The following is a 21,290-nucleotide window of genomic DNA, read 5'->3' on the forward strand; positions in this document are numbered from 1 at the left end:
AATTGATGATTATTTAATCGTTTCTATGTGCTACAGCAGTAGAAACCTTTTTATAACTTGTTTTAATTTTTTGAAAAACTTTATCCCTAAAAGATTGGTCCAAATCAAATTCTACTTCCTCTAATAATCCTTGCGGACTTATTTTTAATTCCTCTTTACTATCAACTGTTTTTGTATAAACATCTTTCTGGGCTTTAGCCAATAAATTATCTATTTCACTGTCAATATTTTCTGTTTTTTCAGCAATAGAATTCGTGCTTGCAATTGTATTTGTTTTTTCAGGGTTTTCTATGTTTAATTTATTTATCTCTTTTTTTCTATCATTAACTTTATTGAACGCTATTCTATCAATCTTAAGGTTTTTAGAAATCGTATTTTTTGGTTGGTTTTTCACTTTAACAGCTGCAACTTTTTGTTCTTGTTGTATAAAGTTTGGTTGAATCTGATTTTTCTTCTCTATAGTTGTTTTTTCCATTTCGCTATCAGAAACCTCTTCGGTTGTAACTGTCTCGCTACTATTTAGTTGTTCTTTAACTTCGCTACCTGTTTCATTACTGTTTACCACTTTAATGGTATTGGTTCCATTAGAAACTTCATTATTGTTAAAAAAGATATTGGAAACCACCAGTACAATTACAATACTTGCAGCTATTCCAATCCACCAAAACTTGGCATGAGATAATTTTTGGTCATTAGTATCTAACCTATCGGCTAACTTATTCCATGCTGTTTCGCTAGGTTTTATAGCACGTTGCTCTAACTTATCTTTTATATGTTCTTCAAATTTAACTGGTGCCATAATTCTTATTATTTAGTTCCTTTAATTTTTTCTGAAGCAATTTTCGGGCTTTTGATAGCTGTGATTTTGATGTTCCTTCGCTTATTTCCAACATCTTTGCTATTTCATGATGTTTATAGCCTTCAATAGCATACATAACAAACACTAGTCTATAACCTTCTGGTAATGTATCTATCAGCTCCTGTATTTCGGCTACATTTATTTTGTCATAAATATCATTTTGATACTCAACTGCATAATTTGTGTCTTCTAAACTGAACTCAATTTTTTTTTGTTGCCTTAAAAACGAAATAGACTCCCTTACCATTATTTTACGAAGCCAGCCTTCAAAACTTCCTTTGTCTTCAAACTGCTTTATGTTAGTAAAAGCTTTAAAAAACCCATTTAGCATAACCTCTTCGGCATGTTGAATATCCTTTATATAATATCTGCACACACTTAACATTTTAGGCGAATACTCCTCGTAAAGTACATGTTGCGCTTCACGATTATTCTTCTTGGCTTTGCCAATTATGTTAGTGTTATTATAAAGTTGAATAACCTTCAAAATAGCTTTCATTAGATCTTCTATTTATAAAGACGCAAAAAAAATACAAATGGTTGCCTGACATTTATAATTTTTTAAAAAAATATGTATTTAATATATACATTAATAATTAGTAGTTTTACCACATAATAAAATCATTTCTTAATGACCTACTCTAAATTACCAATTTTAATACTGATTTTAGCTGTATTCCTTTCAGGTTGCAATAATGATGATGACTTTTCAATAAATAACCAACCAGAGCCTATTGAATTATCACCAAATGTAGAAGTTTACAATTCTAATTTGGTTGAAAATAGCTATGTATTTGCTATTGAAAATGGGGGGACAAAATCGTATTTACTAGATAAGGCTGGATTTAAAGTCTATGAATGGGAGTTAGACACTAGATTGGGAAACGATTTAGAAATACTTCCAGACGGAAGGCTAATAGGAATGTTTAAAGTAAATGACCCTATCTTTACTTTTGGTGGAGGTGGCGGTATTGTTAAAATTTTAAACATAGATGGTAGTGTTGATTGGGAATATGAATATGCTTCAGAAAATTATATTGCCCATCATGATGTAGAGTTATTACCTAACGGAAATGTTATGTTTTTAGTTTGGGAAAGAATCCCAATGAACGAAGCTATCGCAGCTGGTGTAAACACCAATCATGATATTTTTACTGAAACCCTTATTGAAGTAAACCCTACTTCAAATCAGATTATTTGGGAATGGCATAGTTTTGATCATATTATTCAAGATCAGTTCCCTGCTTTACCTAATTTTGGAAACCTAACAAACAATCCCAACCTAATTAATATTAATTATAATATTATTGATAATGGCGATATTATGCACGCTAATGGCATTGACCACGACCCATTAAACAATGTTATTTACATAAGTGTCAATTATTATAGTGAAGTTTGGGTAATAGACCATAGCACTACTACTGCCCAAGCAGCTACTTCAGAAGGCGGAAACTATAACAAGGGAGGAGATCTGTTATATAGGTTTGGAAACCCTGAAACCTACAACAATGTAGGTGAACGATTATTTTACAACAATCATTTTGCCAACATACTTGAAAACAATGTGCCTGGTAATGGTAATGTTTTAATTTATATGAACGGAAGCCATATTGAACAGTCTACTGTTTATGAATTTGAAATGCCATCTGCACTTGAGTTAACACCAAACGTTAATAATGAACCAACAGTGGTTTGGAGTTTTACGGATGATAATTTATTCTATGGTAGAATTTCTGGTGCCGTTAGGCTACAGAATGGTAATACTTTAATTTGCGAAGGCGACTATGGCTTTTGGGAAGTGTCTCCTTTAGGTGAAATTGCATGGAAATATTCTGGTGATGATGGAACGTCGTTTTGGAGATGTTATAACTACAACCTAAATGATTCTGCTGTAACAAGTTTAGGGTTGTAAGCGTTATTTTTTTCGGTCAATCACATAATTAACCATAAGTTCTAAAGACGAGCGAAAAGTTGATTCTGGATACGTATCTAAGATAGCCAATGCTTGTTTTTGAAAATCTTTCATTTTTTCAATAGCATAATCTAATCCGTTATTGGCCTTCACATAAGCTATAACCTCTTTGACTCTCGTTTTATCCTTGTTATAATTCTTTATTGAATTTATTAACCAATTTTTATCTTTCTTTGGTGCATTATTAAGAACGTGAATTAATGGTAGCGTCATTTTCTGCTCTTTAATATCAATGCCTGTTGGTTTGCCTATTTTATCTTCACCATAATCAAACAAATCGTCTTTTATTTGAAAAGCCATCCCTATTAGCTCCCCAAATTTCCTCATACGCTCTACATCGCTAGAATCTGGTTTTACAGAAGCTGCTCCTAAACTACAACAGGCTGCAATTAGTGTTGCCGTTTTTTGTCTGATTATTTCGTAATAAACCGCTTCAGTAATATCTAGTTTTCTTGCTTTTTCAATTTGAAGCAATTCACCTTCGCTCATTTCGCGTACAGCAATTGAAATGATTTTCAGCAAATCAAAATCATTATTGTCTATTGATAAAAGCAAACCTTTAGAAAGCAAATAATCACCAACCAAAACGGCTATTTTATTTTTCCATAAGGCATTAATTGAGAAGAAGCCACGACGCCTATTACTATCATCTACTACATCGTCGTGTACTAATGTAGCTGTATGAATTAACTCTATAACAGATGCGCCTCGATAAGTACGTTCGTTTACTTCGCCATTTGATACCATTTTGGCAACCAAAAAAACAAACATAGGGCGCATTTGCTTTCCTTTTCTGTTTACAATATAATGCGTAATACGATTTAAGAGTGCAACTTTGGAAGACATTGACAACTGAAACTTTTGCTCGAAAAGTTCCATTTCAAAGGCAATAGGGTGTTTTATTTGCTCTACAATTTTCAAATACCAATCTATAATTGAAGGTTAACAAACTTACTGAAAATGCACGTGAAAAACTATTCTGAAATATTGGAAAAAACCATTCACTAACTTTTATTGGCCAATTGACCACAAGCAGCATCAATGTCTTTACCTCTAGAGCGCCTAACCGTAACTGTAATATTGTTTTTTTCAAGCTGACTTACGTAACTTTCGATAGCCTGATTGCTAGCCTGCTGAAATTCGCCATCGTCTATAGGATTATACTCTATTAAATTAACTTTACTTGGTGCAAACTTGCAAAATTCAATTAAGGCATCAATATCCTTTTGCTTATCATTAATACCTTTCCAAACTACATATTCGTAAGTAATTCTATTTTTAGTTTTTAAGAACCAGTACTGTAAAGCCTCACGTAAATCTGTTAATGGAAAGGTAGCATTAAATGGCATGATTGAAGTTCTAACCTCATCAATAGCAGAATGTAAAGACACGGCCAATTTAAATTTAACACCATCATCGGCCATTTTTTTTATCATTTTGGGTACACCAGATGTAGATACCACAATACGTTTTGGTGACATTCCCAAACCTTCATCCGAAGTAATCTTATCAATAGCCTTTAGAACATTATTGTAATTCATAAGAGGCTCTCCCATTCCCATAAACACTATATTGCTTAACGGTCTATTGTGATATAAACGACTTTCCTTATCAATTGCTACTACCTGATCGTAAATCTCATCAGGATTTAAATTACGCATACGTTTTAATCGAGCTGTTGCACAAAACTTACAATCTAAACTACAACCTACTTGACTAGATACGCAAGCTGTTGTTCTATTCTTTGCTGGAATTAGTACGGACTCAACAATTAATCCGTCATGTAGTTTTACGGCATTTTTTATAGTGCCATCAGAGCTTTTCTGCATGGCATCTACCTTAATGTGGTTAATAACAAAATTTTCTTCAAGCATAGCTCGTGTTTCTTTAGATATATTTGTCATATCGTCAAAACTATGAGCCGATTTCACCCAAAGCCATTCGTAAACCTGATTTCCGCGAAAAGCTTTATCTCCTTCTTTCACGAAAAATTCACGAAGTTGCTCTTTAGATAATGCTCGAATGTCTTTTTTGTTATTCATTTTATGTAACTACTTTAAACGTATAGCAAAAAAAAGCCTTGATTAACAAGGCTCTCTTTGTTTTATAAAATTAGCATGGCATCACCATAACTATAGAATTTATATTTTTCTTTTACAGCCTCTTCATAAGCCTTTTTAATAAAATCGTGACCTGCAAATGCAGAAGCCATCATTAACAAGGTGGATTTTGGCATATGGAAGTTGGTAATCATACAATTAGCAATACTGAAATCATAAGGAGGAAAAATAAACTTATTTGACCAACCATTGAATTCATTTAATGTACCACTAGACGATACAGAGCTTTCAATTGAGCGCATAGCTGTAGTTCCTACGGCACACACACGCTTTTTATTTTTTATTGCTGTGTTAATTGTATTAACAGCTTTAGAATCGATTATAATCTCCTCACTATCCATTTTGTGTTTTGAAAGATCTTCAACCTCAACTGGATTAAATGTACCTAAACCAACATGTAAAGTAACTTCAGCAAAATTTACACCCTTAATTTCCAAACGTTTTAATAAATGTTTAGAAAAGTGTAATCCAGCTGTTGGTGCAGCAACTGCACCTTCGTTTTTTGCAAAAATGGTTTGGTAGCGTTCTTCATCTTCTGGCTGTACATCTCTTTTAATATACTTTGGAAGCGGTGTTTCACCTAGTTCTGTAAGTTTTGCTCTAAAATCTCTATAAGATCCGTCATATAAAAAACGCAAAGTTCTACCCCTTGAAGTCGTATTATCGATAACCTCAGCTACTAACGATTCTTCTTCTCCAAAATATAATTTATTACCAATTCTTATTTTACGAGCAGGGTCTACCAACACATCCCAAAGACGTTGTTCTTCATTTAATTCACGAAGTAAAAAGACTTCAATTCTTGCACCTGTCTTTTCTTTATTCCCATATAATCTTGCTGGAAACACTTTGGTGTTGTTTAAGATCATCACGTCATCTTCATCAAAATAATCAATGATGTCTTTAAACATTTTGTGTTCAATAGTTTGATCTTTTCTATTTAAAACCATTAATCGTGATTCATCTCTATTTTCAGATGGATACTCGGCTAATAATTCATCAGGAAGATCGAAGTTAAAATGGGATAATTTCATATGCCTATTATATTTTGTTTGTATTTAATTTTGCAAAGTTGCAAATATACAACCTGAAAGTAGGGGTTGTCAAGTATTTAGGCAATTATTATTCAGATACTTTAATTCCAAGGGTATTCATGTCATCCCAAAAGCTTGGGTAAGATTTAGAAACCACAGCAGCATCATTAATATTAATATCAGTTTTTAAGGCTAAAGGAGCAAAAGCCATTGCCATTCTATGGTCGTTATAAGTATCTATAAATACATTGCTTTTTATGGGTTTTGTAGAATGCAATAGTAAACTAGACTCGTTAGCATTTACATTTGCCCCGAGTTTTTCCAGTTCAGTTTTTAAAGCTAGTAGCCTATCGGTTTCTTTAATTTTTAATGTATGTAGTCCTGTTAGTTCACAGCTCAAACCTAAACCAAAACAAGTTACAGCAATGGTTTGTGCTATGTCTGGTGCGTCAGACAAATCCAATACGATTCGCGATGTATTATCAATATTCGCAACCTTACGAAGAACAAGTTTGTTGTTTTTGATGTTAGAAACCACTCCAAAGTGTTCATATATTTTTGTTAGTCGAGAATCACCTTGAAGACTATTTTGCCTATAGGATATCAACGCAACTTGAGCATTAATCTCACTTAAAGCTATTAAACTGAAATAGTATGATGCTGATGACCAATCACTTTCTACAGTAATTAATGTATCCTCAATTTTTGATTTTGGTTTAACAATTATTGTATTGTTTGAAAATAAGGTTTCAATTCCCAATTGGTCAAGCAGGCTCAATGTCATCTTTATATATGGGACTGATGTTATCTTACCTTCTAACGTTAGTTCAATACCGTTTTTTAATTGTGATCCTATTAGCAATAATGCCGAAATGTACTGACTACTAACATTGGCCTGGAGGTTTACTTGACGTTTTGTTAATGCTTTACCATTAATTCTTAAAGGTGGAAAGCCAATATTTTCTAAATAAGAAATATCTGCGCCTAATTGAACTAAAGCATCAACCAATATCTTTATTGGGCGTTCTTTCATTCTTGAAGAACCAGTCAGAACAACCTCTTGCCCTTGTTGCGTTGAAAAGTATGCGGTTAAAAAACGCATGGCTGTGCCTGCATGATGCACATCAACCTCTTTAGGGTTTTTAACACCTAGAGCCTTTTGCATGACTTTGGAATCATCTGAATTTGATAGATTATTAATTTTCAGATTTGGGAATAAAGCCTGTAGCAACAACAATCTATTAGATTCACTTTTAGAACCCGTTATTGCAATTGTAGTATCAAGATTTGACAGTTCTGATTTTTGAAGCTTTATAGTCATGATAACTATTTTAACTTAGCGTTGTTTTGATGACGGTCATGATCGCGCTTGGTTTTCTTGAGCATTTTTTTGGTAAAGGCTTCTTGTAAATCAATTCCGGTTTGGTTAGCTAAACACAGGACTACAAAAACCACATCTGCCAATTCCTCACCTAAATCCTTGTCTTTATCACTTTCTTTCTCGCTTTGCTCACCATAACGACGAGCAATAATGCGTGCAACTTCACCAACCTCTTCTGTTAATTGCGCCATGTTTGTCAATTCATTAAAATACCGAACTCCATGTTCTTTAATCCAATTATCAACTTCTTTTTGCGCGTTTTCTAGATTCATTTTAGACTTTTTTAAGTACTATTTTTTCCGTTTCTTTCTCTATCATTAATTCAAAAAACCTCTTAAATTCCGGGTAATTTTCTGGAAGAATTAATGTTTTATTCATATCCAAATTTATAGTGAATTGTAACATTTTACCATTCTCTCTTGCAAGATAAGTAAATTCTCCTTCGTTATTGTTGTATTGAATCTTTGTGTTTTTGGGCAAACTTTCTACAATATAACCATCTGGAAGCATCATGTTTACAACATATTTTTCTGATCTTGGATAAATAATATCAATAGGATAAAGCCTGGCTTCTTGTTTAAACGGATTTTCTTTTGGTTCCATAAAAATCATTGGAGACATATACAACTTATCTCCTATTTCTTCTATAGCATTCTCTAGGTGGTAATCATATGAATACATAATTGGTTTACTTAATTCTTTACCACCACTTATCTCTAAATTTGAAATTTCTATTTCACCTTTATCTTCTTCTAATTTTTGAATATGAAGTTCGTTATTGATATTGTTATATTGTTCTCGAAAATCAAATGCTAAGTGATTGGTTAAATGATCTCTAACTTTTCCATCAATTGATAAATCATCGTTTATTTTAATATTTAAGGATACGGTTTCTTTTGATGACGTATTACTATTTAAAGGTATCCATGCAGAGCTACCATGCTCTCGAACAATTCTTCCCTGCCAGTTTATAACATGCTCTGGTAATATATTTGCAGTTGTGTAAGGGTTAGTGGCATCCAATAAAATTAAGCCATCTTGTACTTCGATTGCTGAAATAACATAGTTAAAACCAGAACGTGTAGGCAATATTGGAATTCCATGACTTCGTGTACTTACTAGAACAGGGTTAGCTGTTAAACCTGCATAACGTAACATTGCTGTTAGCATCAAGTTAATTTCAGAAACATTGCCTGAACCTGTTTTGTAAGCACTTTTAACCCCATCGTTTGAATAAATAGAAACAAACTTATTCCATTTTACTTTTGATTTAACAAAGTTAAACACCCTTGCTGCTTTTTCCATAGGGTCATCTACACCAGCTAAAACGGCATCTAAATCATCATCAAAATAGCTTGTTTTATTGAGTTGCCCACCAAAATTATCATTTCTATATATGGTTTCAACAACTTTATCCCATGTTGTTGAATAGGTTTTTATTTCTCCATCAGGTCCTCTAAAAAAAGCATACTCCCAAGAGATTCTAGTTTGATAATTTCTTAAGTTGTCTACATAGGGCTCATAAACTAAAGCTGGTATATTAGTTTCGTGCACTTCTGTTTTACGTTCTTTAAATCTCCACTCTGAACCTTCAGTCGTGCTTGATTGGGTTCCTCGACTTGTAGTAACTCGATTTCTTGCATAGGTGTTTTCTACACGATCATATTCTGATTCTAAAACTTCAGGGTAGTATGTTGATTTTGGGTTAACCGTTTTATTAAAATTAAAAAACTCTGGTATTCTAACTTCAAAGTCCAATTGTTTAATTGGAATCAATTCCTGCAGAACTACATCTTCTAAAGCGATATATGGAGAATGGATGGCATATTCATATTCAATTACAACACCATCGTTGATATTAGGCAATGTGAATTTTAGCAATTCCCAATTATCACTTTCTTTTTCCTCAAAAATGCTTTCGCTCTTTAGTTTAGTCTTTTTTACCTTACCATTTTCTAAATGGTAGGTGTAGCCTCTTAAGCTTTTTAAATCTTCTCCGCTTGAAGCTGATTGATCATATAATCTAATTTGGTGAGTTGCCCAATTATAGCCTTCTTTATCATAAATTTTAATACGTCTGTACATAGTATTAACTTGAGTAAAACCATCATTCTGACTATATTGATAGTAGATTTCTTGATTGTGATACAAAATTGTTGCGTGAGCTGATGTGTCTTGAGAATTTCGTTTTTCTAATAACTCGTCTTTGCTAACCTTACCAAAACGATAATCTTGAGAAAAAGAATTAAAGCTAAATAATGCTATTAAAATTAAGGTGATGTTTTTCATTCTATGATTTTTGTATTAACGCTATTTTAGATTTATCATATTTTATAACCTTTAACCAAAAGGCTCTAAAATCTTTGTAATCTTCTCTAGGGAAATTTCCTTTTTTTAGCAAAAACTTGCGTTTAAATAACAGTTCGTTTTCATTAATCTGTTTAACACTAAATTCATATTCTCCAAACTTGTTACTTATGCTTATATCATCTTGTAAGGCTTCAACCTGAATTGAACTTGGCAGTTTTATTGTAAACTCATCATAATCTACAAATCCTCTATCTACCTCAACAGGCAATTTTCTTTTCTTATATCTTGGAGGCGCTTTTGTTACCCGATTAAAAATATTTGGCTGTAAGAGCAACCTGTTACCAGCTTTTGTTGCATATTTTAAACCTTCAATAGACACATTTTCTGTAAAAACCACATTATCCTTATCATTGGTCAAGGATTTTGATATGATTGCCAAATTATTTATATAATCCCAGTACTCTTTATAGTACAATTCTTGGTCTTTATGTGTTTTATACAATAACCTTTCATGGGTTCTATACTGACTGCCTAAAGATTCTAAATTAACTTCGGCAACTATATTTCCAGAGGCATCCAATTCAACTGTTGCCTTGGTATTTAAAATATTATCATCATCCTTATAAACTGTTGTGTGTACAATTTCCCCTCCTTTGGGTGTAATTATCAAAGCATCTCTATCATCAGTGAAATTGGCTATATAACCAAAAGGAACAGTTTGACTTGTACATTCCAGCCAAACATAATCTCCATTATTTGGCAGACAAAGTATAGCATGATTTCCCTGTGTAGCTGAAAACTCTTTGTCAATATTTCTGATATCTTCGTCTCCATAAATTATAGTATAATATGATGGCACACCTACTTCGTCCAATAATGATTTGGTATAATTTGTAAGTGCCTTGCAATCACCATAACCCAATCTATCTACATCTGAAGCATACATGGGCTTCCAACCACCAATACCTACTTGCACACTTATATACCGCGTTTTACTTTGCATGTATTCATAGACAATTTTAGCTTTCTCTAAATTTGTTGTAGCACTAGCCGTTAGGGCATTTATTTCTGTTTTAACAGTCTCGGGCAATTCTTGTGTTCCAGTAATTAATTTGTCGTTCATCCATTGTCCAAAATCTGTCCAGTTATTATTAACTCCTTTTACACCTTCCATATCAAATTCAGTTAGCGCAGCTTTTAAATTAGGTGCAAACGTTTTATAGGGAGGACTATACGATTCTGGCGCAATTGACATTAAATTTGAAGCTTTGTAGTGAAAATCATTAAGCTTTTCAATCTTGTAATCTTCAAAGTTTTCTGTCTTAATTTTAACTGTAGAGCTCGAATTATTGATAATTTGATATTCTGCGTTTTGTGTACTTGAATAATATCCTTCAATTGGGTACCATGATGGCAAAAATGCAGTTGTACGATAATCTACTTCAGATTCATAAACAATAGTATAAGGATAGTTAATTGGTGTATAATCTAAATATTTTACTCTATTGTCTGAATACAACGAAATCCCATCAACAGCGCTTTCATCAATAAAGTCTTTTTCTTTAAATTTTTTTATTTCATTTCCTTTGGCGTCATAAACTCTAGCCTCAAGGTTGCGAATACTAACATTATTGCTATAAGACTCATAAGTTCCTATATCAGAATCTCCGTATTTATTAAATACTGTAATAATTCTATTATTGTTAACAACCATATGGTTGTAATCTTTTATCTCTATTACCATCTTATTTTGACGCACAACAGAATTGGCTTTAATTTTTAATTGGAATGGAATAGAATCTGAAATGAGCAAAGCACTTTCTTGAGCTATAGAAATATGAAAACAAATAATAGCAAAAAATACTAGAAGGTTGGTTGGTTTGGGCATGCTAAAAAATTATGGACATAAAAATATAATTATTTTTAAAAGTCTCTTAAGGAAAGCTTAAAGATTTTTGTCTTTTGAATCTATTATTATCGTTACTGGTCCATCGTTAACTAATGAAACTTTCATATCGGCTCCAAACTCACCTGTTTGAATAGGCTTTCCTAAACTGATTTCCAATGCTTTAATAAAAGATTCGTAAAGTGGAATAGCAATATCTGGCTTTGCTGCTTTTATATAACTTGGTCTATTACCTTTTTTTGTATTGGCATGTAATGTAAATTGACTCACAACAATTATATCGCCTTTGCAGTCTAATATGGAAGCATTCATAACTCCGTTTTCATCTGGAAAAATACGCATGTTTACTATTTTATTGGATAGCCAATTGATATCATCATGAGTGTCATCATCAACAATTCCAAGCAATACCAGAAGTCCATTACCTATTGCTGCAACTTGTTTATCATTAATAGTTACACTAGATTCTGAAACGCGTTGAAGAACTACTCTCATAATTAAACATCGTCATAATTATCGGTTCGGTAATGCTCATCCTCTCCTTCTAAAATCTGTACATAACTACGATATCTAGAATAGGCAATTTCATCATTATCTAAAGCGTCTTTTACGGCACATTTAGGCTCGTCTAGGTGAATACAATTGTTAAATTTACAATCTTGCTTTAACGCAAAAAACTCTGGAAAATAATCACCGACCTCTTCCTTATCCATATCTACCACTCCAAATCCCTTTATTCCGGGTGTATCAATAATTTTAGCACCAAAACCTAAATCGAACATCTCGGCAAAAGTAGTCGTGTGTTGACCTTGCATATGTTGCGACGAAATAGCTTTTGTTTTTAAATCCAGTTCTGGTTCTATGGCATTAACTAGTGTAGACTTTCCAACACCAGAATGGCCAGCAAACATACTTACCTTATCTTTCATCAAGGACTTAACCTTATCAATATTTTTTCCTGTTTTTGCAGAAATACCAATACACTCATAGCCTATTTTTCGATAGACATGTGCTAAAAATTTCACTTCATCAAGTGTATCGCCATAATACGAATCAATTTTATTAAATAATAGAATGGTTTTTACAGAATAGGCTTCTGCTGTTACCAAAAAACGGTCTATAAAACTGGTAAAGGTTGGTGGATTATCAATTGTAATTAATAAAAAAACCTGATCTATATTAGCTGCAATAATGTGGGTTTGTTTTGATAGGTTAACCGATTTTCTAACAATATAGTTTTCACGGTCGTGAATATTTTCTATAACACCAGTAACCTCATCATTTTTAGTTTCGAGCTCAAAATCCACTACATCTCCAACCGCAATTGGATTCGTACTTTTTATACCTTTTAAGCGGAATTTCCCTTTAATTCTACACAAATACGTAGCACCTAAATCGGTTTTTACCGTGTACCAACTTCCTGTAGATTTATAAACAATTCCTGTCATTACTACAAAGATGCTAAATTTCTAATTAGCATTTATAATCTTCTCTTGATGATTTATAGATTCTTGATGCACCGCCTTAAAAACCCGCAAAATAAATTCTTCGCTCAAATTCTTTTCTTCACCTTGAAGAATCATTTTACCCAATATTTCATTCCATCGCTTTGTTTGCAATACAGCAACATTAAATTCTTTTTTAAGTGTACCTATATCATCAGCAACTTTCATACGTTTACCTAGCATTTCAATAAGCTGGTGGTCTATCACATCTATCTGCGTACGAAGTGTATTAATTTTATTTTTAAACTCTGCCGCTTCACCTGTTTCCTTTCTAATTTTTAAATCTTCCATAAACTGGATAAGGGTTTCAGGAGTAATTTGTTGTGCTGCATCACTCCAAGCATTATCAGGATCAAAATGTGTTTCAACCATTAAACCATCATAGTTTAAATCTAATGCTGTTTGGCATAAATCAAAAATGATATCGCGCTTTCCTGCAATATGTGAAGGATCCAAAATCAAAGGTAAATCTTGAAACCTATTTTGCAAATCGATGGGCAATTGCCATTCTGGATTATTTCTATATCGTGTTTTTTCATAAGTTGAAAAGCCTCTATGAATAACGCCTAAATTCTTAATGTTTGCGGTATGCAAACGCTCTACGGCTCCGAGCCATAAAGCCAAATCTGGATTAACCGGGTTTTTTACCAAAACAGGTTTATCAGTCCCTTTTAAAGCTTCGGCTATTTCCTGTACAATAAAAGGGCTTACCGTTGTTCGGGCACCAATCCACAATACATCTACATCGTGCTGCAAAGCTAATTCCACATGATTGGCATTAGCTACTTCTGTAGAAATAAGCATTCCTGTTTCCTCTTTGGCTTTTTGCAACCACTTTAATCCTAGAGCACCCACGCCTTCAAAATTTCCTGGTCTTGTTCTAGGTTTCCAAATACCAGCTCGTAAAACAGTTGCATCGCTATCTTTTAATTGATGTGCAATTTTTAGTACTTGTGCTTCTGTTTCTGCACTACAAGGACCAGCAATGACCAATGGGTGACTTAACCCAAAGTTATCTAGCCAATTTCTTAACTCTTTCTTGTTTTTCATATTCTTATTATTAAGCAATTCCGTTTAATATATCTTTTATGTGATTGGTATTGGCCATTTCACTATGAATTTCATCAAAATCATCATTTTCCAAATGCGTCTTAAATGCTTTTAGATTTTGAATGTACTCCTCTAGGGTTTCAATCACATTGGTTTTGTTTTGTTTAAAAATTGGCGTCCACATATCTGGTGAACTTTTGGCCAATCGAACTGTTGATGCAAAACCACTTCCAGCCATATCAAAAATATCACGTTCGTTTTTCTCCTTTTCTATAACCGTTTTTCCAAGCATAAAGGAACTTATATGCGACAAATGTGATACATAAGCAATGTGCTTGTCATGCGCTTCAGGGTTCATATAGCGAATGCGCATTCCCATAATTTTAAATATAGTTAAAGCACGTTCCTGAAGCTTGAACGCTGTTTTTTCTATTTCACAAATTATATTGGTCTTGCCTTTAAATAAACCCAATAAAGCAGCATCTGGTCCCGAAAATTCTGTACCTGCTATAGGATGCGTTGCCAAAAAATTTCTGCGTTTAGGATGATTTTCAACAGCTTTGCAAATTTCAACTTTTGTCGATCCAGATTCCATAACCAAAGCATCATCGTTAACTAAGTCTAATACTTTAGGCAAAAGTTCTACAGCTGCATCAACCGGAATTGAAAGGATAACACTATCTGCTTGTCTTAAATCGTCCCATTCTGCCTTAAAGTCAATTATTCCTAGCTTTACAGCTTTTTGTAAATGTTCATCATTGGTATCTATTCCATAAATAGAAATATCAGGATTTAAGTGTTTAATATCTTTGGCAATACTGCCGCCAATTAAACCAACTCCAATAATATATATGTTTTTCATAGTCTAAATTCTTGCAATAGCTTCTTCAATATCTTCAACAGTTGCACATAATGAAAAGCGCACATAGCCTTCACCATTACTACCAAATATAGTTCCTGGTGCAATAAAAATGTCATTCTCCTTTAATAGTAAATCAATAAACTCTTCCGATTTTATAAAAGGTGGCAACTTGGCCCAAACAAACATTCCCGATGCATTTTTATTGTACGTACAATTTAAGGCATCGGCCAGTTTCCAGATTAGCTCTCGACGTTGCTTATAAACCTGATTTAAGCTAACATACCATAGCTTTGAACAATTTAAAGCTTCAATAGCAGCTTTTTGAACACCGTAAAGCATACCTGAATCCATGTTGCTTTTCACTTTCAAAATGGCATTAATAAATTCTGATTTTCCTAAAACCATCCCAACGCGCCATCCTGCCATATTAAATGTTTTACTCAAGCTATTAAGTTCCAAACACACGTCTTTAGCTCCCGAAACCTGGAATATGCTTTTAGGTTCTGTGTTTAAAATAAAACTATAAGGATTATCATTAACCAATAAAATATTATGCCGCTTGGCAAAAGACACCAACCTTGTAAAAAAAGCATCACTGGCTTTTGCTCCTGTTGGCATATGCGGATAATTTATCCACATAAGTTTTACTTGTGATAAATCTTGCTTTTCTATAAGTTCTAAATCTGGTAACCAATCATTTTCTTCCGTTAAACTATATAAAATAGGTTTTGCACCTACCAACTTTGTAACTGATGTGTAAGTGGGATATCCTGGATTGGGAATTAAAACTTGATCGCCTTCATTTAAAAACGCCATGGAAATATGCATAATACCTTCCTTACTTCCCATTAATGGTAACACCTCTGTTGACGGACTTAAATACACATTATATTGTTCTCTGTAAAAGGAAACCATGCCTTCGCGTAACTCTGGTAAACCTTGATAACTTTGATACTGATTGGCTTTAGGGTTTACAAAGCTTTCGGTTAATGCCGAAATAACTTTTTGTGGTGGACTTAAATCTGGGCTGCCAATTCCTAAATTAATAACTGGCTTTCCATTTGCCATTAGCAGCCTAACCTCTCTTAATTTTTTAGAAAAGTAGTACTCCTCAACCGTTCGTAATCGATTTGCTAATTCAATCATGATCTTGCTTGTTTATACTGCCCTAATACCTTAAAATCTTCTGCCATAATCTTTATAATGGATTGTGCTTTTTCAAAATCGTTGTAATCGTTAAAAGTAACATCAACAAAAAAGGCATATTTCCAAGGTGTTTCAATTTTTGGCAACGATTGTATTTTTGTTAAGTTTAATTTACAATCGCTCATAACATTTAATATAGTAGCCAAACTCCCACGTTTATGCTCTAGTTGAAATTTTATAGATGCCTTATTTATTTCCTCCATCGGTATTTCATGATTCTCACGTTTTACGATAACAAAGCGAGTTTCATTATGCTTAATAGTCTGAATGCTTCTTGCCATTATGTTAAGTTCAAACAAATTGGCTGCTAGATAACTCCCAATAGCTGCTACTCCTTTTAATTGATTTTGTTGAATACGTTTGGCCACTTCGGCAGTGTCCTTATCTTCAACCAACTTAATATGCGGATATTGTTTTAAAAACGCCTTGCATTGCAACAATGCCATAGGATGAGAACACACCTCATTAATATCTTCAATGGATTGCCCTGGTAATGCCATGAGATGGTGCTGAATATCCAAATAATATTCGCCAACTATATGCAGATTATGTCCATCAATCAAAGCATAATTGGGTATTATTGAGCCTGCAATAGAATTCTCGATAGCCATAACCACTGCATCAGCTTGTCCAGACAACAAGGTGTCTACTGCTTTATCGAAAGACAAACATTCGTTTAAAACAACGGTATCACCAAAATAGTTTTTGGCAACTATATGATGGAATGACCCTTGTACTCCTTGTATGGCAACAGATTTTATCATAAACAAAAAAAAGTCTCGATTATTAACCGAGACTTTTATCTAATATATTTTTAATTAAAATTACATATACGCAGTCTCGTTTCTTTTACTAAAAAAGAAATAAAACCAGTTATAATATGTAAAATTTGTACTTGCTTTCATAATTACAAGGGCTAAAGTAATTAATAAATTGAAAAAACAAAATCTTTTTTGGTTGTTTTAACATTATAACGTTTTCGTAAAGCAAATCCTTTAAAAATAATAGTTACTTTTGAAACAAATTATAAGTAGTCTATGTCTATAAAAGTTGAAAACCTCACTAAACTTTACGGAACTCAAAAGGCATTAAACAATATATCTTTTGACGTTAAAAAACCAGAAATTGTTGGTTTTTTAGGTCCTAATGGCGCTGGTAAGTCTACTATGATGAAGATACTAACCACGTTTATTGAAGCTACAGATGGTAAAGCACTAGTTAACAGTTTTGATGTTGACTCTCAAAAGCAGGACGTACAAAAAAGTGTAGGGTATTTGCCAGAACATAACCCGTTGTATTTAGACCAATATGTTAGAGAGTATTTAGCTTTTAATGCCCAAGTTTATGGTGTTTCAAAACATAGAATCCAAGAGGTTATTGAATTGACTGGCTTAACACCAGAAGCCCATAAAAAAATTGGTCAACTATCCAAAGGTTATAGACAGCGTGTTGGACTAGCCAATGCCTTACTACATAATCCTGAAGTCTTGATTCTAGATGAACCTACAACAGGATTAGATCCAAATCAGTTAATTGATATTCGAAAATTGATTAAGGATTTAGGACAAGATAAAACCGTGTTCCTTTCCACACATATTATGCAAGAAGTTGAAGCTATGTGCGATAGGGTTATTATTATCAATAAAGGTGAAATTGTTGCGAATAAGACACTCAAGGAATTACGAGATGACAAAGAGCAAGTTGTGGTAGTGGAATTTGATTATCGTGTTGAAGACGCTTTTCTTTTAAAATTACCTAAAGTGAAACAGGTAACAAACACTTACGATTTTGTTTATGAAATAACTTTCAATACTACCGAAGACATGCGTTCTCATGTATTTGATTTTGCCCATGACAATCAGTTAAAGATTCTTCAACTGAATCAAAAAAATGCTAGCTTGGAAAGTTTGTTTAGGGAGTTGACTTCTAATTAGTCTATTCAAAAATAAGCCTTCCAGTATACAACTGTTCAACCTCTACAGTTGGTGGTCTATTAACCGAAATCAAATTACCTGCACCGACTAATTCGCCACTCAAGGATTGTTGCGGATTCACGATAATATCATTGCTACCTCTGTGATAGACATCTACATGTTGAGCCACCAAACTTTCGCCTTCAAAACGGCCGATGCCAGAATAAAAACCTACAAATAAATTGTCTACTTCGCCAGAAATATAAAAGGATGATAAATTGTTAGAAACGATACGAAGCCTATTGGCATTAACAGCCAAACTAAAATTACCACTCGTTATAGTGCCTTCGCCACTAACATCTTCAGAAAACAATTTTAAAACATTGTAATTTAATATCCCTTCAGAAATAACAGAGTATTGTGTAGAACTTCTAATATCGGTAATATTAGGTGCTGAAACATAGATAGTGGTTAGTCCATATTCGCGAACAAAATTACAGGTATTGTTATTGGTAAGCTGTAACTCATCTCCAACAACCTTTGCCTCAACATCATTTATTAGATATTCACCAGATTCTACAATTACAGAAAAATCTGCCGCTTCCTTTACAACCAATTTAATATCGCGATTTACAAGAATTTTACTAAAACTTGTAACACTAACTTCCTGTTGAACTGTTGTACCTGCATTTTGAATACAATCAAAAGCATCTTCCTTACTACAGGAAACAATCAGTAATACAGTTACTATGTAAACTATTCTTTTCATAATCATTACAATCGTATTCCAACACCAAATTCAACAGCTTCGGCCTTTGCTCCATGAGACTTTAATGAAATAGCCCCAAACCATTTGTCCCCAAAATAACGTTTCAGACCGACTCTAAAATAAGTTCTACCTTCAAAATCAAACGGATAATAAATATAATATCCTAATTGGGTGATGATTGAGAATCGGTTTATAAATAATTCGTGTCCAGCAAAAATTCCAACACGTTTATAATCTTCATCACCAGATACATTTTCTTCAGGAAATGATACCGATTGATAATAAATCAGTTCTTTTAAAAACATAGAAAAAAAGGCATCTACACCCAACTGTACAGCACTTTTATGCGATAGCCGTTTGTCGGCATAAGCCGATAGAATATAAAATGGGTATTGTCCGCTTCCCACTACATCACTTTCATTTATTCCGCTTCTAAAAACCAAATTATACTTTATAGGTTGTGTAAACTTTTCTTTAGAAATGGTGTAGATATACTCCTGGTCTTCTTCATCTAAATTATAGGTCATTCCTACATTAAAAGCAATAGTATTTATACTAGCATTAGGCGCTTTTATATTGGCATTGGAATAATGAACCAAAGATAATCCGGCTTGAACCCCAAACTTTTTAAACAAGCGTTCTTTTTTATAATTAAGCATGATGTAAGTACTGCTTAAAAAATGGGTGCCAAAGGCATTGTTCCTATAATTTGTTTCTTTATCATAGGGGTTGGTTGTGTAACCAATTCCCTGCCCTATTCTAAAGACTAAATTACGTTTTAAAAAGTAAAAATTGTAATGCGCATAAACGGCAAAATTGTTTCCTAAAACTTCATTCTTTAAATCTTGATACGCAAATGACACACCATAATCTGGGTAGCCATAGCGTTGTTCCCAATCTTCATTTCCGAATGTTTTTTTATTCCAACTCAAAATAAAACCACTGGGATGCCCTTGAATTAAATGCAAGATATCATCGTTATGATTAGCTATAGTCCCGTGGAAATAGTTAAGATCAAAATACGAATCTGTAGGCTTTTTTTGGGAATAAAGCATACTAACACTCACGCAAAAAATACAAAATAGAAGTTTCTTCATGAAAAGGTTTAAGGCGTAAATGTAAATAATTTCTTATTAGAAACTATTTTAATTGTTTTAAGGCGTTTTCCAATAAACTAAATATGGTTTCAATATCTTCTTTTTTGGCTGTACCAACAGACAGTCTAAACCAATTAGAATCTGTTGATGTTCCAAAAGCATAAAAAGGTACGATTGCTAACTTTGCCTCTTGAATTAGATAACTGGTAACATCTTGAATAGAATTAAGCATATTTCCATTAGCAGTAGTCATTCCAACTAAATCAAATTGAACGGTTAAATACAAAGCAGCTTGTGGCTCTATGGCTTTTACAGCGAAGCCTTTACTTTCTAAATCGTTAAATCCTTTATAAAAAGCAACCAATCTTTCATTTAACTCACTTTTAATATGCTCTAAATAGTTTGATACTGATTTTTCCTGTTGTAAATAAGCTGCTGTAGCCATTTGTTCGGCTTTAGGAGCCCAAGCACCTATATGGCTTAACATAGCTTTCATTTTACTAATGACATGGTTTGGCCCAAATGCCCAACCCACACGAACACCAGTTGCGGCAAAAGCCTTGGAAATTCCATCAACAAAAATAGTATACTCTCGCATATCAGGAACTAATTCTACTGGATTGTAGTGTACAGTATCACCATAGGTTAATTGCCAATATATTTGGTCGTATAAAAGATAAAGTGGTTTCATGTTTTCACGCTCTCGTCTTTTGTTTTCCAATAGAACTAATTCAGAAATGTCTTGCAAAGCCTCTTTCGTAAAGGTTGTTCCTGTTGGATTTAACGGTGAGCATAAAGCAATTAAGTTTACATCTTGAATATGTGGCTCTAAATCAGAAGCCGTTGGCATAAACTTATTTTCGGCTTTCGTTTCTACAATTACCGCATTGTTTCTAGACAAGTAGGTATAAGCATCATTATTCCATGATGGCACAGGATATAAAACGGTATCATTAATATCTAAAATAGTTTGATAAACGGCATAAATTAATGGTCTAGCACCTCCTGAAATTAAAATATCGTCTTTAGAATACTCTAAACCTAAATTTTTAGATAGATATTTTGAAACACTTGCCCGCAAGCTTTCCATACCATTTGCAGCCGGATAATTGGTTTCGTTATTATTATAAGCCTTAACTATTTCAGTATTCAATTCTTCGGGAATTGGAAAAATTGACGCATCAAAATCACCAATGGTCTGATTATAAATCACTTCGCCTTGAGCTTTAAGTGCATTGACTTCTCCAGCAATTTTAATGATTTCAGAACCTTTTAAACCTTCGGCTAATTTTGATGTTTTCAT

At 33.3% G+C, this 21,290-nt stretch carries 20 protein-coding genes; 2 read left to right on the plus strand and 18 right to left on the minus strand.

All coding sequences use genetic code 11. The features are described from left to right. Positions 1 to 13: 13 nt before the first annotated feature. Both MTX13_RS10785 and MTX13_RS10790 read right to left on the minus strand, forming a co-directional pair. On the minus strand, positions 14 to 799 hold the full coding sequence (locus MTX13_RS10785; RefSeq protein ID WP_250434827.1) for an MSCRAMM family adhesin SdrC: 786 nt from the start codon (positions 797 to 799) through the stop codon (positions 14 to 16). Beyond that, positions 786 to 1,358, minus strand: coding sequence for an RNA polymerase sigma factor (locus MTX13_RS10790; RefSeq protein WP_250434829.1), 573 nt, complete (start codon positions 1,356 to 1,358; stop codon positions 786 to 788). Before MTX13_RS10790 ends, MTX13_RS10785 begins: the two co-directional genes overlap by 14 nt. 132 nt (positions 1,359 to 1,490) lie before the next feature. Here MTX13_RS10790 and MTX13_RS10795 point away from each other — a divergent pair, with 132 nt between their 5' ends. Further along, positions 1,491 to 2,774 carry an aryl-sulfate sulfotransferase gene (locus tag MTX13_RS10795; RefSeq protein WP_250434831.1) on the plus strand — a complete coding sequence of 428 codons (1,284 nt, stop codon included), beginning with the start codon at positions 1,491 to 1,493 and terminating at the stop codon, positions 2,772 to 2,774. Positions 2,775 to 2,777: 3 nt separating this feature from the next. Here MTX13_RS10795 and MTX13_RS10800 read toward each other — a convergent pair whose 3' ends face one another. The 13 genes from MTX13_RS10800 to MTX13_RS10860 form a co-directional block, all read right to left on the minus strand. Beyond that, complete coding sequence (locus MTX13_RS10800) at positions 2,778 to 3,755, minus strand: polyprenyl synthetase family protein (protein ID WP_250434833.1); 978 nt, start codon at positions 3,753 to 3,755, stop codon at positions 2,778 to 2,780. An 83-nt stretch (positions 3,756 to 3,838) separates the two neighbouring features. Beyond that, on the minus strand, positions 3,839 to 4,876 hold the full coding sequence (gene rlmN, locus MTX13_RS10805; RefSeq protein WP_250434850.1) for a 23S rRNA (adenine(2503)-C(2))-methyltransferase RlmN: 1,038 nt from the start codon (positions 4,874 to 4,876) through the stop codon (positions 3,839 to 3,841). A gap of 62 nt (positions 4,877 to 4,938) precedes the next feature. Further along, positions 4,939 to 5,988: a tRNA preQ1(34) S-adenosylmethionine ribosyltransferase-isomerase QueA gene (queA, locus tag MTX13_RS10810; RefSeq protein WP_250434852.1), complete on the minus strand. Its 1,050-nt coding sequence runs from the start codon at positions 5,986 to 5,988 to the stop codon at positions 4,939 to 4,941. 88 nt (positions 5,989 to 6,076) lie between these two features. Next, the gene (locus tag MTX13_RS10815; RefSeq protein ID WP_250434861.1) at positions 6,077 to 7,309 is read right to left on the minus strand and encodes a 3-phosphoshikimate 1-carboxyvinyltransferase; all 1,233 of its coding nucleotides are present in this window, start codon (positions 7,307 to 7,309) and stop codon (positions 6,077 to 6,079) included. Between the two features lie 5 nt (positions 7,310 to 7,314). Further along, positions 7,315 to 7,641, minus strand: coding sequence for a nucleotide pyrophosphohydrolase (locus MTX13_RS10820; RefSeq protein WP_250434863.1), 327 nt, complete (start codon positions 7,639 to 7,641; stop codon positions 7,315 to 7,317). Position 7,642: 1 nt separating this feature from the next. Then, positions 7,643 to 9,658 carry a transglutaminase domain-containing protein gene (locus tag MTX13_RS10825; protein ID WP_250434864.1) on the minus strand — a complete coding sequence of 672 codons (2,016 nt, stop codon included), beginning with the start codon at positions 9,656 to 9,658 and terminating at the stop codon, positions 7,643 to 7,645. Position 9,659: 1 nt separating this feature from the next. Continuing rightward, on the minus strand, positions 9,660 to 11,567 hold the full coding sequence (locus MTX13_RS10830; protein WP_250434866.1) for a DUF3857 domain-containing protein: 1,908 nt from the start codon (positions 11,565 to 11,567) through the stop codon (positions 9,660 to 9,662). A gap of 57 nt (positions 11,568 to 11,624) precedes the next feature. After that, positions 11,625 to 12,080 (minus strand): D-aminoacyl-tRNA deacylase, encoded by a 456-nt coding sequence (dtd, locus tag MTX13_RS10835; protein WP_250434874.1) that lies wholly within the window; start codon positions 12,078 to 12,080, stop codon positions 11,625 to 11,627. A 2-nt stretch (positions 12,081 to 12,082) separates the two neighbouring features. Continuing rightward, positions 12,083 to 13,033: a ribosome small subunit-dependent GTPase A gene (gene rsgA, locus MTX13_RS10840; protein ID WP_250434882.1), complete on the minus strand. Its 951-nt coding sequence runs from the start codon at positions 13,031 to 13,033 to the stop codon at positions 12,083 to 12,085. 21 nt (positions 13,034 to 13,054) lie between these two features. Next, on the minus strand, positions 13,055 to 14,140 hold the full coding sequence (locus MTX13_RS10845) for a bifunctional 3-deoxy-7-phosphoheptulonate synthase/chorismate mutase type II (RefSeq protein WP_250434890.1): 1,086 nt from the start codon (positions 14,138 to 14,140) through the stop codon (positions 13,055 to 13,057). 10 nt (positions 14,141 to 14,150) lie between these two features. Then, a complete protein-coding gene (locus MTX13_RS10850) occupies positions 14,151 to 15,002 on the minus strand; it encodes a prephenate dehydrogenase (protein ID WP_250434892.1) in 852 nt (283 codons plus the stop codon). Between the two features lie 3 nt (positions 15,003 to 15,005). Beyond that, a complete protein-coding gene (locus MTX13_RS10855; RefSeq protein WP_250434894.1) occupies positions 15,006 to 16,148 on the minus strand; it encodes a pyridoxal phosphate-dependent aminotransferase in 1,143 nt (380 codons plus the stop codon). Next, the gene (locus tag MTX13_RS10860; protein WP_250434895.1) at positions 16,145 to 16,972 is read right to left on the minus strand and encodes a prephenate dehydratase; all 828 of its coding nucleotides are present in this window, start codon (positions 16,970 to 16,972) and stop codon (positions 16,145 to 16,147) included. The genes MTX13_RS10855 and MTX13_RS10860 overlap by 4 nt, the downstream gene beginning before the upstream one ends. Before the next feature lie 273 nt (positions 16,973 to 17,245). On the opposite strand from MTX13_RS10860, the gene gldA reads away from it, so the two are divergent. Then, positions 17,246 to 18,142, plus strand: a complete 897-nt coding sequence (gene gldA / locus MTX13_RS10865) for a gliding motility-associated ABC transporter ATP-binding subunit GldA (protein ID WP_250434903.1) — start codon at positions 17,246 to 17,248, stop codon at positions 18,140 to 18,142. 1 nt (position 18,143) lies between these two features. Here gldA and MTX13_RS10870 read toward each other — a convergent pair whose 3' ends face one another. From MTX13_RS10870 to MTX13_RS10880, 3 genes are read right to left on the minus strand one after another with little or no spacing between them, the layout of a single operon-like run. Beyond that, entirely contained in the window at positions 18,144 to 18,890 is a 747-nt protein-coding gene (locus MTX13_RS10870) for a head GIN domain-containing protein (protein WP_250434905.1), read from the minus strand. A 5-nt stretch (positions 18,891 to 18,895) separates the two neighbouring features. Next, positions 18,896 to 19,987 (minus strand): acyloxyacyl hydrolase, encoded by a 1,092-nt coding sequence (locus MTX13_RS10875; RefSeq protein ID WP_250434912.1) that lies wholly within the window; start codon positions 19,985 to 19,987, stop codon positions 18,896 to 18,898. A 43-nt stretch (positions 19,988 to 20,030) separates the two neighbouring features. Further along, the gene (locus tag MTX13_RS10880) at positions 20,031 to 21,290 is read right to left on the minus strand and encodes a pyridoxal phosphate-dependent aminotransferase (RefSeq protein WP_250434918.1); all 1,260 of its coding nucleotides are present in this window, start codon (positions 21,288 to 21,290) and stop codon (positions 20,031 to 20,033) included.

It is taken from the genome of Hanstruepera flava, from assembly GCF_023634025.1.
GTDB lineage: Bacteria > Bacteroidota > Bacteroidia > Flavobacteriales > Flavobacteriaceae > Hanstruepera > Hanstruepera flava.

Coding starts and splice junctions, on each gene's coding strand:
- MTX13_RS10855 (WP_250434894.1), bottom strand. CDS start 16,148: ATGATTGAATTAGCAAATCGATTACGAACGGTTGAGGAGTACTACTTT.
- rlmN (WP_250434850.1), bottom strand. CDS start 4,876: ATGAATAACAAAAAAGACATTCGAGCATTATCTAAAGAGCAACTTCGT.
- MTX13_RS10790 (WP_250434829.1), bottom strand. CDS start 1,358: ATGAAAGCTATTTTGAAGGTTATTCAACTTTATAATAACACTAACATA.
- MTX13_RS10880 (WP_250434918.1), bottom strand. CDS start 21,290: ATGAAAACATCAAAATTAGCCGAAGGTTTAAAAGGTTCTGAAATCATT.
- dtd (WP_250434874.1), bottom strand. CDS start 12,080: ATGAGAGTAGTTCTTCAACGCGTTTCAGAATCTAGTGTAACTATTAAT.
- rsgA (WP_250434882.1), bottom strand. CDS start 13,033: ATGACAGGAATTGTTTATAAATCTACAGGAAGTTGGTACACGGTAAAA.
- MTX13_RS10860 (WP_250434895.1), bottom strand. CDS start 16,972: ATGATAAAATCTGTTGCCATACAAGGAGTACAAGGGTCATTCCATCAT.
- gldA (WP_250434903.1), top strand. CDS start 17,246: ATGTCTATAAAAGTTGAAAACCTCACTAAACTTTACGGAACTCAAAAG.
- MTX13_RS10815 (WP_250434861.1), bottom strand. CDS start 7,309: ATGACTATAAAGCTTCAAAAATCAGAACTGTCAAATCTTGATACTACA.
- MTX13_RS10825 (WP_250434864.1), bottom strand. CDS start 9,658: ATGAAAAACATCACCTTAATTTTAATAGCATTATTTAGCTTTAATTCT.
- MTX13_RS10870 (WP_250434905.1), bottom strand. CDS start 18,890: ATGAAAAGAATAGTTTACATAGTAACTGTATTACTGATTGTTTCCTGT.
- MTX13_RS10795 (WP_250434831.1), top strand. CDS start 1,491: ATGACCTACTCTAAATTACCAATTTTAATACTGATTTTAGCTGTATTC.
- MTX13_RS10830 (WP_250434866.1), bottom strand. CDS start 11,567: ATGCCCAAACCAACCAACCTTCTAGTATTTTTTGCTATTATTTGTTTT.
- MTX13_RS10850 (WP_250434892.1), bottom strand. CDS start 15,002: ATGAAAAACATATATATTATTGGAGTTGGTTTAATTGGCGGCAGTATT.
- MTX13_RS10785 (WP_250434827.1), bottom strand. CDS start 799: ATGGCACCAGTTAAATTTGAAGAACATATAAAAGATAAGTTAGAGCAA.
- queA (WP_250434852.1), bottom strand. CDS start 5,988: ATGAAATTATCCCATTTTAACTTCGATCTTCCTGATGAATTATTAGCC.
- MTX13_RS10820 (WP_250434863.1), bottom strand. CDS start 7,641: ATGAATCTAGAAAACGCGCAAAAAGAAGTTGATAATTGGATTAAAGAA.
- MTX13_RS10845 (WP_250434890.1), bottom strand. CDS start 14,140: ATGAAAAACAAGAAAGAGTTAAGAAATTGGCTAGATAACTTTGGGTTA.
- MTX13_RS10875 (WP_250434912.1), bottom strand. CDS start 19,987: ATGAAGAAACTTCTATTTTGTATTTTTTGCGTGAGTGTTAGTATGCTT.